Origin of the sequence: Vagococcus silagei (genome assembly GCF_004795745.1) — a bacterium.
Classification (GTDB): domain Bacteria; phylum Bacillota; class Bacilli; order Lactobacillales; family Vagococcaceae; genus Vagococcus; species Vagococcus silagei.
This window is the reverse complement of record NZ_SDGV01000010.1, coordinates 61,982-74,726: the sequence shown is the minus strand read 5'-3', so window position 1 is coordinate 74,726 and position 12,745 is coordinate 61,982. Positions and strand designations below refer to the sequence as shown.

The window sequence follows — 12,745 nt, the reverse complement described above, 5'->3', positions numbered from 1 at the left end:
CTCCTACTTCTTTAAGTTTCGAAAAATTTCGTTTTATCGTCTAATCTTTTTTATCTTTTGATTCTTCACTATGTGGAATAACTGTGATAAACACCTTGTCTGGTTCCACTTTAATATTATTCGGTACAACCACTAAATAAGAACTGCTTGTTGTTTCACGAATATTACTTGTGTCGATTTTCAAATCCAATGAATTTATCTCATCGAGAGATTTTTTAGGGCCCTTGATTGAGACTTCATCATCTTTTACAGAAAACGTAAAATTCTTAATCCCCTTTGGTATAATACCAGACTGAACAGGGTTGACTTTTACCTTTTTAGAAGGGACATCTACCTTAACATCAACCCGGACACTCTCAGGTTTAATTTGTACTTCCAGGGTCTCCCCCTTATCGTTAATCGCATATAACTTAACTCTTGAGGTGAAATCACTAGAGACGCCTGACTTGTCACTAACACCTGCAATAACACGATCCACTTGATTCAAGGTGTCATTACCTGCTGCTAACTCAACTGTCGCAGGTTCAACAATTGCCTCGGACATTTCGTAGCCTGGAGCAAAAATTTTATTATCTACCGCAGCTTCAACTTTAAAATTGTTTTTCTTTTTCTTTTCAATTGTTACGTGCGCTTTTTTAGGCGTAACTTCTGCTTGAATAGCCCCTGTTTTGCCCACAATTTCAAGTGGTACTTCATAAGTGCCTTCTTTATATTTTGTTAAATCCATTACGACGGAGAAACTACGAGTTTCAGCGTTAGATTCCTTATCTAATAAAATTTTGTTCACACTTTTAAGTTCCACATCAACAGTCTGTTGATATCCTGAAATAAAATATTTATCTTGATTGTAGGTAACATTTACAGGAACATTTTCTGCAGTCGCTTCTAACTCATTTAATTTACTACCACCATCTGAGCCTTTATATGGCGTGTTCGCATTAAAGAAAAGTAATAGGGCAAAAAACAGAGAAAGTATTTTTAATAACCACGGAACGCGCTCTTGTTTTTCCATTACTTTTTCTCCTTTCGATGCGGTATTTTTAAGCTATCTAAAAATTGCACTAAAACATTTTTCTTTTCCACTACTTCACTTTCTATCAGCTCTTCATGAAAAATATTCAAATATTCATCACGTGTTTGATGTGGTAAGAAGCGATCTCGAAGTGTTAAACTGACATCTCCCGTTTCCTCAGATACCACAATCGTTAACGCATCAGCAACCTCTGACAAACCAATTGCAGCACGGTGTCTGGTACCGTATTCTTTAGGAATCTTTGGATTTTCTGTTAAAGGAAGATATGAACATGCTGATGCTATTTTTTCACCTTGTATAACGACAGCACCATCATGAAGAGGTGTGTTAGGAATGAAAATATTAATAAGTAATTGATTAGAAATATCAGAATCTAATGAAATCCCACTTTCGACATATTCCGTTAAACGCTCTTTTCTCTCAATACAGATCAAAGCACCTATTTTTCTTTTTGACATATATTGAATTGCTTCATCAAGTTCGTCAATCAAATAATCACGATTTTTTTTAGCATCCTGACTGCCACTTCTAATCAATGACCCACGGCCTAAATGTTCTAAACCACGCCGCACTTCTGGTTGGAAAATGACGATTGCCGCAATCGCACCATATGTAATGACTTGGCTCATTAACCACGACACAGTATTCAATCCAATAAAGTCACTTATAATACGAATTACAATGATAATTGCAATTCCTTTAAAGACCTGAATAGCTCTCGTACCATTTAACAAAGATAGTAATTTATATATTAAATACCACACGACTAAAATATCAATCACATGAAAAATGGCACTTACAGAGAACAAGCTCTCTGTAAACGATTCCCAAGTACTTAGCTTTAACAGGTTTAAAAAGTTGTCTATCATGGTCTTGCCTCCTTAGTTAAAGGTACTTTCAAATTGATGTGGTGTTATGATAAAAAGACAAAGTTACATATCACGCAACTTTGTCTTCAGTGCTTAATTTTTAGCACGTTTGATGTAAGTTCCTTCAGACGTGTTAATTTCTAATTTTTCACCAACTTCGATAAAATCAGGAACATTGACCACTAAGCCAGTTTCCATAGTAGCTGGTTTACCAGAACCTGTTACAGTTGCGCCTTTAATTGATGGTTGTGTTTCAGCAACTTCTAAAACAACTGATGTTGGTAAGCTCACGCCTACTACTTCATCAACATAAAATTGAATTGTAACTTCCATGTTATCTAATAAATATTTCAATTCCTCTTCAATGACTTCAACAGGAATTTCATATTGTTCATATGTTGCTAAATCCATAAAGTTTGCAACGCCTTCTTGGTTATATAAGAATTGAACCGCTTTGCTATCAATATGAGCTTTTTTAACTTTTTCATCAGGTCTCATTGTAGTGTCAGTTGTTGATCCACTACGCACGTCGCGTAATTTCATACGCATTACTGTATTACCTTTACCTGGTTTGTGGTGACTAGCTTCTAAAACTTTAATCAGTTTGCCATCTTTTTCAAATGTCATGCCTGCTCTTAAATCTACTGCTGATATCATATTTTATTCTCCCTTTCATAACAAATACCTTATTATTGTATCATATAAACGAACAAACTTGTATGCTATCAAGAATTTTTTTATTGATTCATACTATTTTTTTCAAGGTAAGTTTCTTTAAAATCTAAAGTGTAAATTTCCTTTAACTTATCAGGCATAAACGCGCTTTCTATACCATTTAAATTTAAAGTTAAAAAATCATTTCGCGAAAGATTAAAGCGAGAATACAATTCCAAGTACTCTTTTGTAAGATTGGTATTAGAAACTGTACGATTATCAGTATTAATACAACATTTCACACCTTCATCTAAAAATTGGCGAATCGGATAATTATTCCAACCATTCACTGCACCTGTTTGAATATTACTAATCGGGCACATCTCTAAAAGCACAGCTTGTTCTTTAACTGTTGCAAGTACTTCAGGGTCATTAATGATTGCAACGCCATGACCAATGCGTGAAGCACCAGCACTCATGGCTTCAATCACATTATGTGCACAGCCACATTCGCCAGCATGAAGCGTTAACGGATAGTCTAAGGCTTGAATTTTATCTAACCATTTTTTAAAAATAGCCACAGGAAAATTAGATTCATCTCCTGCCATATCAAAGCCTACAATTGAATCATGGTTTAAAGCGATGACTGTCTCTAAAACTTCTTCATTTTGTGCCACAGTATGATGCTTCATACCACAAATTAATAGGTTTACTTTTAAATCATATTTTTCTTCAGCTTCTAATGCACCTTTAACCACTGCTTCAATTACTTCAGTCAGCGTCAGTTCACCATGCAAATGTAAACGAGGAGCAAAACGAATTTCTAGATATTTCACACTATCTAATGAAGCCTGACGTGCCACATCGACAATGGCCCGCGTCAACGCTGATGAAATTTGAAGTAGTGGCAATATTAAATCAAAACTCTTCAAATAATCAGTCAAACTCACATTCTCTCCAACAATTGCAATTTCCTCTAATGCCAAGTCTTCTCTACCTTGCTCAACTGCTAATGTTTTTAATAATTCTAATCCCACCGAGCCATCTAGATGACAATGTAATTCTACTTTGGGTAATTTTTGAATTTCAACTTCGTTCAATCCGTACTCCTCCTTGTGATATGTTCTACATATTTTAATACATTATACATGAATCTAAAAAAAAGAAAACGGTTTTTAGGTAAGATTAAAAAAGCTATCATAAAAAAGAACACCACAGTCGAAATCAAAAAAATTTCGCATGCGGTGTTCATAATTATAGAATTAATATTGTTCTAAGTATTGTTCTCGTTCCCATTCAGAAACTTGCTCACGGAATGCTGACCACTCCATTTTCTTAGCTTCGACAAAATTACGATAAATATGCTCGCCTAAAGATCCACGAACTACTTCGTCTTTTCTTAAGGCTTTGACTGCATTATGAAGGGTTGAAGGTAAGTCAGTGATTTGAGCTTCTTTTCTTTCTTCTTCAGTCATCACATAAATATTGCGTTTAACTTCGGCAGGTGGTGTTTTTTTATTTTTTATTCCATCTAAGCCAGCCGATAATAAAACGGCCATCGCAAGATAAGGGTTAGCTGTTGGATCAACGGAACGTAATTCCAAACGTGTTGATAAACCACGTGAACTAGGAACGCGAACTAACGGCGAACGATTCTTCCCACTCCAAGCCACATAAACAGGGGCTTCAAAGCCTGGAACCAAACGTTTATATGAATTAACAATTGGATTACAGATTGCTGTGTAACCACGCGCATGCTCTAATAAACCGGCTAAAAATTGGTACGCGACTTCGCTTAATTGATCTTCACCATGTTCATCGAAGAAAACATTGCCATTTTGATCAAATAAAGACATGTTAACATGCATCCCTGATCCTGCAATGCCATGGATTGGTTTTGGCATAAAGGTTGCGTGAAGACCATGTTTTCTAGCAATCGTACGCACAACTAATTCAAAAGTTTGAATATTATCACAAGCTTCAATAGCATCGGCATATTTAAAATCAATTTCATGTTGGCCTGGTCCACACTCGTGATGAGACGCTTCGACCTCAAAACCTAAACTCTCAAGTTCAAGTACAATATCACGACGACAATTTTCACCTAAATCAACAGGTGCAAAATCAAAGTAGCCACCATTATCATTTAATTGCATGGTTGGCTTACCATCTTCTCCTAGTTTAAACAAGAAAAACTCTGGTTCTGGTCCAATATTGAAACCAGTAAAACCTAAATCAGTCATCTCTTTTAAAATACGTTTTAAATTACCACGAGGATCGCCCTCAAAAGGTGTGCCGTCTGGTTTATAAATATCACAAATCAAACGCGCCACTTTTCCTTTTTCACTTTCCCATGGGAAAATCATCCAAGTACCTAAATCAGGATATAAATACATATCACTTTCTTCAATTCGGACGAATCCTTCAATAGAAGAACCATCAAACATCATTTTATTATCTAAAACTTTCTCTAATTGGCTAATTGGAACCTCAACATTTTTAATACGACCTAAAATATCAGTAAACATTAAACGTAAGAATCTAACATTCTCTGCTTGAACCACTTCGATAATTTGTTCTTTTGTTGTAAATTTTTTCATCCTCTTTGTTCCAACTCTCCTATTAGTTTTAATGTCGACCATGTAAGCCACTTTCACGCATCATATCCTCATATAAAGCAATCCTAATTTTTTCGTCAGAAACCTGTTCTGGCTTTCCTTCTTTATTAAACTGCTTATGGATTTCTTTAATCGTGAAACTAGCGTCCAACATTTCTTTTATCTCAAGCAAGCGATCAATATCATTTAAAGAAAACTGACGCGTTTTCCCTTCATTTCGTTTTGGGAAAATCAATTTTTGTTCTTCATAATAACGGATTTGTCGAGCAGACAACTCTGTTAATTTCATAACAGAACCAATTGGAAAGACGGCAACATCACGTTTTAAATCTTTTTTCTTCAATTAGACCACTTCCTTCGATAAAAGGTTAGTAAGAGAATAACAAGCCTCAATTTATTTGTCAACAAACCATGTCAGATAATCTGACATGGTTTATAAAAATTAATGATTTGCCCACTTCGAATCAGGACGAGCAAAACCCTCAACTACATAATTTTGTTTTTCTTCATCAAAACGCCAAGTCGTTAATAGCGTTTTTTGCATTAATTCATTCAGTGAATAGGATTCATGTGCTTGTAGAATAATAGTATATGGTTGATAAATTTCTTTAATCATCGACACAATTCCTTTTTCAACTTTTTCTGAATCTTCAGTGCGTTGTGCTGACACAAGGATATTTGGAAATAAAGTGGGATAGAATGCTTCATCACCTAACAAATCAATTTTATTGTAAACAGTTAAGACTGGCATTTTTTCCATGTCTAAATCTTTTAATAAATCTAAAACCGTTTCTTCTTGTTGATGGCGATTAGTTGAACTCGCATCGACAACATGTAACAGTAAGTCCATTCCTTTACTCTCTTCTAAAGTAGACTGAAAAGCTTCGATTAATTGCGTTGGAAGGTGTTGAATAAATCCTACTGTATCAGTCAAAGTCATTTTCAAACCTTCTGGTAGTGCCATTTTTTTAGTTAATGGATCCAGTGTTGCGAATAATTGGTCCATCGCGTAGGTGTCTGATTCAGTTAATTGATTCATTAACGTTGATTTTCCAGCATTAGTATAGCCAATTAAACCGATTTGGAAGACTTCCGCATTCTTACGTTTTTCACGATTACGTTCCCGATGTTCTTCCGTTAACTTTAATTCACGTTTGATTTGCGTCATTTTATTTCGAATATGGCGTCGGTCTGTCTCTAACTTTGTCTCCCCAGGCCCTCTCGTGCCGATACCACCACCAAGACGAGAAAGCGACGTTCCCTGACCTGTTAAACGAGGCAACATATAACTTAATTGTGCGAGTTCAACTTGTAACTGACCTTCCTTGGAAGTTGCTCTAAGGGCAAAAATATCCAAAATAAGCTGAACACGATCAATCACTTTAACGCCAACTATTTCTTCAATTAATCCAGCTTGTCTTGCTGTTACTTCATGGTTAAAAATGATTAATTCAGCATCACGTGATTGAATTAAAGCTGCCAACTCTTCCAATTTACCTTTACCAACGATTGTCCGTTTATTTAAAACCGGCAATTTTTGCGTTAATTGGCCGACCACTTCACCTTGTGCTGTTTCAGTTAAATTTTGTAATTCGATCATTGATTCATCAAATGTTAAATAATTTTCTTGGGTTTCTACACCAACAATAATTGCTTTTTCGATTAGTAAGCCCTCCTACTCTTTAATCCATGGCTCTAGCTCTTCTTTTAATCTAGATACAGAATCTGGATTGGTCACAAGATCCCACCAATTCACATTCATCCGATTACGGAACCAAGTCATCTGTCTTTTGGCATATTGCCTTGAATGTTGTTTTACTTTATCGACGGCTTCATCTAAAGAACTTTGCTCGTCAAAATAAGGAAAGAACTCTTTGTAGCCAATTCCTTGGCTAGCTTGGACCGAACCCAACTGATGGACATACTTGGCCTCTTCTAAAAGACCTTGTGACATCATCATGTCAACTCGTTGATTGATGCGCTGATAAAGCAAGTCTCGTTCAGTTGTTAGTCCAATGATATAAGCATCATATTTCATGTCATCACTATTTTTAAAATCAATTTTTTGTTGATCAAGAATACTTTTTCCTGTATTTTCAAAAACTTCAATTGCACGAATCACGCGTTTGACATTATTATGATGAATCGTAGCAGCAGCTTTAGAATCTATCTGATTTAAGTGATCCCATAACCACTCATTACCTTTTTCAAATGCTAATTTCTCCAAACTCGCTCTTTTTTCTTGCTGAAGTGATTCAGATTCATTTTTACCCAGTTGAAAATCAAATAATAAAGACTGAATGTACATCCCTGTACCACCCACAATAATCGGAACTTTGCCCCGATTGATGATATCAGAAATTCGCATTGCAGCTTCTTCCTTAAAATCAAACGCCGTATACTTTTCTATTGGTTCTCTTACATCAAGTAGATAGTGAGGAATATTTTCTCGTTCTTCAATTGTCGCTTTCGCGGTTCCGATATCTAAATGGCGATATACTTGTAGTGAATCGCCACTTATAATTTCCCCATCTAGCATTTTCGCAAGTTCGATACTTAAACTTGTCTTGCCTACACCTGTCGGGCCCACAATAACAATTACTTTATTTTTCATACAAAACTCCTTACCCTTGATTCTTTCTCACTTCCCATTCTAACATAGATTTTTCAAAGTCACGATCAAGTTCCTCTGAAAAACATTCAAATAAAAAGCCAGTCCATGCTCACTTTTTATACATAAAATGTAATAAACTCTCTTTTTTAATGATTTTCGATAAATTATTGGCTTTTTGTTCAGAAATACGGCATAATATAAGTGTAGTTTTATTGAATTTTGTAGAGAAGGAAGTGTCACTCATGAAAAAATTTACATCAGGCTTTCTTGCTGGTACTGCAATGACTTTAGCTGCATTAGCTGGCGTTGCTGTAGGCTTTAAAAAAGTTGTTATCGAACCTGTTGAAGAAAAAGAAAAAATGGTTGAAGATAACCGCCGTCGTGCTAGCCGTAAAAGCTATTCTCGTTCATAATAATAGGCAAAAAAAGAGGTCAGTCACTATTCCAAGTGTCTGACCTCTTTTACATTTAATAAAAATAATAATTATTGCTTTTTCAAATATAACTCTTTAAGTAAATCAACTTGTCTTTGTCCAAAATTTAATTTTTGAGCAGCATAATTTTCAAACGATTCATATTGGTCACTAATTAACGTCATCACATGTTTTAAATATCTTACATCAACAGATAAAGCACGCAAGAGCGCTTGTGCATGTTCTTCAGAAATTTCTTCCTCACGAGCACGAACAATCAACGCTTCATTTGCTTCGCGTCTAGATTCATTTGTTTTTAGATAATCCGCAATAACTAATTCATCTGAGACACCTAGTAGTTTTAAAAAGAGCATTGCGCCAATTCCAGTCCGGTCTTTACCCGCAAAGCAATGAAACAGCGTAGCGCCTTCTTTTTGAGCCACTAATAATTCAAGAAATTCTTGATAACCTTTTTGAGAAACGCTATCTTCAAGTAACTGCGTATACAGTTGCATCATCAATTCATCGACACGTTCGACTGTTAAAATATTTTGCATATCATCAAAGTTGGCTGAATTTTTTTCCGTTTCTGCTAAAACATCAAGATGAGTGTATGAAACAGAATCAAACTCATCATCTGGAGCACTGGTAACTTCTTTAACTCCTCTAAAATCAACAATATTGACTAAATCGAATTCAGATATTAACTTTTCTTTTTCTTCATCTGATAAATTGACCAACTGACCTGCACGCAGAATTCTTTTTTCTTGAACGATTCGATCATCTGTTGTTGGGATACCACCTAAATCTCTAAAATTAACTAAATTCCCCATAGTTATCCCCTTTCTCTCTATATTTTCGTTAGAAAAAACCAAGAAAATAGCGACCTACTATCTCTTGGTTTTCGATTGCATTATTTTTTCTTAATTTTACCTGTCCACCCAGAGTAACCACCTTTTAAGATGTAAACATCTTTATAACCATTTTTCTTTAATAAAAGTGCCATGTTAATTGAGATGATTTTTTTATTATCATACAGATAAACTGGCATATCTTTGCGAATCGCATTCAAATACTCTTTTTGCGCACGTGCTAATGAATACGGTACACTGCGCGCACCCATAATATGCCCTTGGTTAAATTCTTGCTTTTCTCGTACATCAATAACTTGAGCTGATCTCATTGTTTCTTGAAACTTATCTGCTTCAATCCATTCTGCAGCACGTTTTCTTTGAATATAAAAATACAGATGATAAAGACCAATCCCGATAATGACTAGGACTAATACCATATTAAAGACTTGAAAAAACGTCATCAATAAAACCTCACTTTAATTTTTTAAATTATTTGAATTGTAATGCTAGTGAAGCTGCTCCAATTACTCCGGCTTCATTTCCTAATTGAGCTAACTTAATTTGCGTACTTGCAAAAACTTGTGGATACGAAAATTGTTTAAAATATTTTTGAATTCGCTCTAATAAAAAGTCACCCGCAGCAGAGACGCCGCCCCCAATTACGATATGTGTTGGATTTAGAATGTTACCTAAATCGCCACACGCATATCCTAAATAATAACATACTTTGTCGACAACTAAAAGAGCGAACGTATCATTTCCCTTAGCCAAATCAAAGATATCTTTACTTGAAACATCTTGTCCATCATCGATTCTCAATTTTAATTCTGAATCGCCAGAATACTCTTCTGACATTAAACGTGCTAACCGAACAACTCCAGTAGCACTGGCAACTGTTTCAAGACAGCCTTTTTTACCACAAGTACAGTCAAAACCTTCAGGATCAATTGTCATATGACCGATTTCACCTGCAGCACCAGCCACACCATGTAACAGTTGTGAGTTGGCAATAATCCCACCGCCTACACCTGTCCCCAGTGTCATGAAAGTAACGTCTGCTGCGTTTTCGCCTGCACCTTTCCAACGTTCGCCTAATGCAGCAACGTTAGCGTCATTATCTAAAGTAAACGGAATATTTAAAGCCGCTTCAATTGGTGTTTTAACTTCTTGTAGTGAGCCCCAGTTTAAGTTATACGCTCCCTCAACTGTTCCAGCTTCACGGTCTACGGTTCCAGGAGTTCCCATGCCAATTCCGACAAAATCTTCACTGGTCATATTGTATAAATTTAAACGGTGTTCTAATGACGCAATAATGTCAGGGACAATATGGCTCCCATTATCTTCAATATTTGTTTGGATGCTCCACTTTTGTTGGATTTCACCCTCTTCGGTTAAAATCGCAAATTTTGCTGTTGTACCACCTAAATCGATGCCAATTAATTTCTTACTCATTCGCTCGTTCCTCCTGAATCGTTTGTTCTAATTGATGTTCAGCTCGTAACACCATAATCGCATTGAGATATTCGCGTTGTTCGATTACACCAGCCTCATACAATTGCTTGACTTCAATCATCATGAGTTCAATATCCCATAAACGATTACCGACATAAATAAAAATGCCAAACCTTTTCAATAACTGTTGCACATCATATAACGTTTCCACTTCAACACTACCTCTCACATTATACCTATTTCTTCTTAAAAAAAATAGGGCAGAAAGTCTTTTTGTGGACTTTGCCCATTTTTTCGACAAATTGTTAAATTAGGCTTTGCCAAACCCGTAGAACAGACAAAAAACAATCATAAAAACTAACACGATGCCAGCTAAAATCCTAAAATGTGGATTCATCTCAGTTTGAGCAGCTTTATAACGTTTTGGAACATCAAGCAACAACATCATAATCACGCCACCAATTGCACCTCCCAAGTGCCCCCAGATATCAACACTCGAATCGAATAAATTTAAGACTAAGTTCATAATAATTAACAGTTTCATGTTTTGATACATTTGATTAATCAATGGTTGATTTGGATACATTCTCCCTAAAATTAAGAATGCTGCGAACATCCCAAATATCGAAGTACTCGCACCTGCCGATAGACTGACAGGGTTGGCAAATGCAAAACTGAGGAGATTTCCTAAAATACCACTCATAAGATATAAAACAAAGAAACGCCAATGACCGATGAGGGGTTCTAAAATTCGTCCGCAAAAATATAGTGTTAATGAATTGACACCAAAATGGACAAAACCAATATGAACAAAAATCGGTGTCACAAAACGCCAAAAATGATGTAAATCGGTCACTGCCACTGGATACATCGCACCGAATTTGTATAATGTTGCACTGCTTGTTGAGCCAGAAAATGTACCTTTTAAAACCCCCGATAATTCCATTAAGGCAAATATGATGACTTGAATTGCTAAAAAGAGATACATCACATAAGGGCCTGACATGAGTTGTTTAAATTTACTTTGTTTTGGTTGAAATTGATACATATTAGGCCTCCTGACTTAGTTGATCAATTATTAACTGCGACACTGGTAAATCATATTCGCCCGGTTCCCAATCTTCAGCCAGTTGTTCTTGGAATACAACACTACACGTTTTATTAGGAAAATCACTTAAAAAGCGGTCGTAGTAGCCACCACCAAAACCAACACGATAACCATCTGATCTAAAACCAACACCAGGGACAATTAACAAATCAATTTCTGATTTTAATGCAATGTCTGTTACGACTGGTTCTTTCACGCCAAATGACGTTTTTTCTAAAGCGTCTCCTATTTTGTAGGTTACAAAATCCATGCCTCGTTCAGGTTTTGTTTTAGGTACGACAATCCTCTTATTTTCTTTTTCAGCTTGTTTAATTATTTTATAGGTATCAAATTCTTTGGTCATAGGTAAAATCGTGCCAATGACCTTCGCATTTTGCCATTCGGGCATTGCACTTAATTGTGCTAATACATCAAATTCTTTTTGTTCTTTTAGTGTAACTTGAGCACTTAATTCAGAAAGTCTCGTTAAAACTTCTTTTCTAACATCGCTTTTCTTTTTCATATCGCACCTCACTTACTATAGTCATTGGTCTATTATAACATGTTTGTTAATTATTTCTAACTTTTCTCATAAAGGTAAGTCATCCCTAAGACTGAGAAAAATTTCATTCTTTGTTAGCTGTTTCCTATTGCAAACTCACGATATACTTGGTTCAACATTAAGAAAACAAATAAAGGATGATCAATATGAAAAAATTTCTAGTCTTTCTACTCGTTTCTGGCGTTTTAGTTGGTGGACCACTTTATTATTATTACGTAAATTACAATACGACTGATTATTATACTCAAATTAATAAAGGCGGCAAAAGAACCTATGACACTGAAGATGGCAATCCCGATGCCCGCCATTACAAATACGAATATCAATTAGAAAGTTTTAATGACAAAGGCGAAAAACGTGTCGAATCTTTCAATACGGTTGAAGATAAACCTTTGAAAGAAAATGCCTATCTTAAACTTAAAATCAATAAGAAAAAAGGCGTGATGGGCTGGGAAGAAGTCACCAAAGATGCTCTGCCAAAAACAATTGAAGAAAAATTTTCCAAATAACGTGAGTAACTGTTAAACATTTAGCAATTTAAATGTTTAACAGTTATTTTTTTGAGACAAAAGAAACAAAATATAGTACA

16 protein-coding genes are annotated in these 12,745 nt (G+C 35.5%); 2 read left to right on the top strand and 14 right to left on the bottom strand.

Features of this window, described 5'->3' with window-relative positions:
- Positions 1–40: 40 nt before the first annotated feature.
- From ESZ54_RS04050 to miaA, 8 genes are all read right to left on the bottom strand, one after another.
- Complete coding sequence (locus ESZ54_RS04050) at positions 41–1,012, bottom strand: CdaR family protein (RefSeq protein ID WP_136136402.1); 972 nt, start codon at positions 1,010–1,012, stop codon at positions 41–43.
- Entirely contained in the window at positions 1,012–1,902 is an 891-nt protein-coding gene (gene cdaA, locus ESZ54_RS04045) for a diadenylate cyclase CdaA (protein ID WP_136136401.1), read from the bottom strand. Before cdaA ends, ESZ54_RS04050 begins: the two co-directional genes overlap by 1 nt.
- A 93-nt stretch (positions 1,903–1,995) precedes the next feature.
- Positions 1,996–2,559, bottom strand: coding sequence for an elongation factor P (gene efp / locus ESZ54_RS04040; RefSeq protein ID WP_136136400.1), 564 nt, complete (start codon positions 2,557–2,559; stop codon positions 1,996–1,998).
- An 80-nt stretch (positions 2,560–2,639) separates the two neighbouring features.
- Entirely contained in the window at positions 2,640–3,656 is a 1,017-nt protein-coding gene (gene add / locus ESZ54_RS04035) for an adenosine deaminase (protein WP_162615090.1), read from the bottom strand.
- 162 nt (positions 3,657–3,818) lie between these two features.
- Positions 3,819–5,156, bottom strand: a complete 1,338-nt coding sequence (gene glnA / locus ESZ54_RS04030; RefSeq protein ID WP_136136398.1) for a type I glutamate--ammonia ligase — start codon at positions 5,154–5,156, stop codon at positions 3,819–3,821.
- A 28-nt stretch (positions 5,157–5,184) separates the two neighbouring features.
- Entirely contained in the window at positions 5,185–5,517 is a 333-nt protein-coding gene (locus ESZ54_RS04025) for a MerR family transcriptional regulator (protein ID WP_162615089.1), read from the bottom strand.
- Between the two features lie 99 nt (positions 5,518–5,616).
- Positions 5,617–6,837: a GTPase HflX gene (gene hflX, locus ESZ54_RS04020; protein WP_136136397.1), complete on the bottom strand. Its 1,221-nt coding sequence runs from the start codon at positions 6,835–6,837 to the stop codon at positions 5,617–5,619.
- Between the two features lie 12 nt (positions 6,838–6,849).
- A complete protein-coding gene (gene miaA, locus ESZ54_RS04015; RefSeq protein WP_136136396.1) occupies positions 6,850–7,788 on the bottom strand; it encodes a tRNA (adenosine(37)-N6)-dimethylallyltransferase MiaA in 939 nt (312 codons plus the stop codon).
- A 242-nt stretch (positions 7,789–8,030) separates the two neighbouring features.
- Between miaA and ESZ54_RS04010 the strand changes: the two genes are divergently transcribed.
- Positions 8,031–8,201, top strand: a complete 171-nt coding sequence (locus ESZ54_RS04010) for a DUF3042 family protein (protein ID WP_136136395.1) — start codon at positions 8,031–8,033, stop codon at positions 8,199–8,201.
- Between the two features lie 71 nt (positions 8,202–8,272).
- On the opposite strand, the gene ESZ54_RS04005 is transcribed toward ESZ54_RS04010, so the two are convergent.
- The 6 genes from ESZ54_RS04005 to ESZ54_RS03980 form a co-directional block, all read right to left on the bottom strand.
- The gene (locus ESZ54_RS04005) at positions 8,273–9,034 is read right to left on the bottom strand and encodes a tyrosine-protein phosphatase (RefSeq protein WP_136136394.1); all 762 of its coding nucleotides are present in this window, start codon (positions 9,032–9,034) and stop codon (positions 8,273–8,275) included.
- A gap of 80 nt (positions 9,035–9,114) precedes the next feature.
- The gene (locus ESZ54_RS04000) at positions 9,115–9,516 is read right to left on the bottom strand and encodes a rhodanese-like domain-containing protein (protein WP_136136393.1); all 402 of its coding nucleotides are present in this window, start codon (positions 9,514–9,516) and stop codon (positions 9,115–9,117) included.
- Between the two features lie 28 nt (positions 9,517–9,544).
- Positions 9,545–10,507: an ROK family glucokinase gene (locus tag ESZ54_RS03995; protein ID WP_136136392.1), complete on the bottom strand. Its 963-nt coding sequence runs from the start codon at positions 10,505–10,507 to the stop codon at positions 9,545–9,547.
- Positions 10,500–10,718 carry a YqgQ family protein gene (locus tag ESZ54_RS03990; RefSeq protein WP_136136391.1) on the bottom strand — a complete coding sequence of 73 codons (219 nt, stop codon included), beginning with the start codon at positions 10,716–10,718 and terminating at the stop codon, positions 10,500–10,502. Before ESZ54_RS03990 ends, ESZ54_RS03995 begins: the two co-directional genes overlap by 8 nt.
- 99 nt (positions 10,719–10,817) lie before the next feature.
- Positions 10,818–11,555 (bottom strand): rhomboid family intramembrane serine protease, encoded by a 738-nt coding sequence (locus ESZ54_RS03985; RefSeq protein WP_136136390.1) that lies wholly within the window; start codon positions 11,553–11,555, stop codon positions 10,818–10,820.
- A gap of 1 nt (position 11,556) precedes the next feature.
- Entirely contained in the window at positions 11,557–12,117 is a 561-nt protein-coding gene (locus tag ESZ54_RS03980; protein ID WP_136136389.1) for a 5-formyltetrahydrofolate cyclo-ligase, read from the bottom strand.
- Positions 12,118–12,302: 185 nt separating this feature from the next.
- Between ESZ54_RS03980 and ESZ54_RS03975 the strand changes: the two genes are divergently transcribed.
- Complete coding sequence (locus ESZ54_RS03975) at positions 12,303–12,665, top strand: YxeA family protein (RefSeq protein WP_162615088.1); 363 nt, start codon at positions 12,303–12,305, stop codon at positions 12,663–12,665.
- The last annotated feature ends 80 nt before the right edge of the window (positions 12,666–12,745 follow it).

Excerpts from the sequence above, each read along its gene's own strand:
- ESZ54_RS03975 (WP_162615088.1), top strand. The coding sequence starts at position 12,303 with ATGAAAAAATTTCTAGTCTTTCTACTCGTTTCTGGCGTTTTAGTTGGT.
- ESZ54_RS04050 (WP_136136402.1), bottom strand. The coding sequence starts at position 1,012 with ATGGAAAAACAAGAGCGCGTTCCGTGGTTATTAAAAATACTTTCTCTG.
- cdaA (WP_136136401.1), bottom strand. The coding sequence starts at position 1,902 with ATGATAGACAACTTTTTAAACCTGTTAAAGCTAAGTACTTGGGAATCG.
- miaA (WP_136136396.1), bottom strand. The coding sequence starts at position 7,788 with ATGAAAAATAAAGTAATTGTTATTGTGGGCCCGACAGGTGTAGGCAAG.
- ESZ54_RS03980 (WP_136136389.1), bottom strand. The coding sequence starts at position 12,117 with ATGAAAAAGAAAAGCGATGTTAGAAAAGAAGTTTTAACGAGACTTTCT.
- ESZ54_RS04010 (WP_136136395.1), top strand. The coding sequence starts at position 8,031 with ATGAAAAAATTTACATCAGGCTTTCTTGCTGGTACTGCAATGACTTTA.
- glnA (WP_136136398.1), bottom strand. The coding sequence starts at position 5,156 with ATGAAAAAATTTACAACAAAAGAACAAATTATCGAAGTGGTTCAAGCA.
- efp (WP_136136400.1), bottom strand. The coding sequence starts at position 2,559 with ATGATATCAGCAGTAGATTTAAGAGCAGGCATGACATTTGAAAAAGAT.
- ESZ54_RS03985 (WP_136136390.1), bottom strand. The coding sequence starts at position 11,555 with ATGTATCAATTTCAACCAAAACAAAGTAAATTTAAACAACTCATGTCA.
- ESZ54_RS04005 (WP_136136394.1), bottom strand. The coding sequence starts at position 9,034 with ATGGGGAATTTAGTTAATTTTAGAGATTTAGGTGGTATCCCAACAACA.
- ESZ54_RS04000 (WP_136136393.1), bottom strand. The coding sequence starts at position 9,516 with ATGACGTTTTTTCAAGTCTTTAATATGGTATTAGTCCTAGTCATTATC.
- ESZ54_RS03995 (WP_136136392.1), bottom strand. The coding sequence starts at position 10,507 with ATGAGTAAGAAATTAATTGGCATCGATTTAGGTGGTACAACAGCAAAA.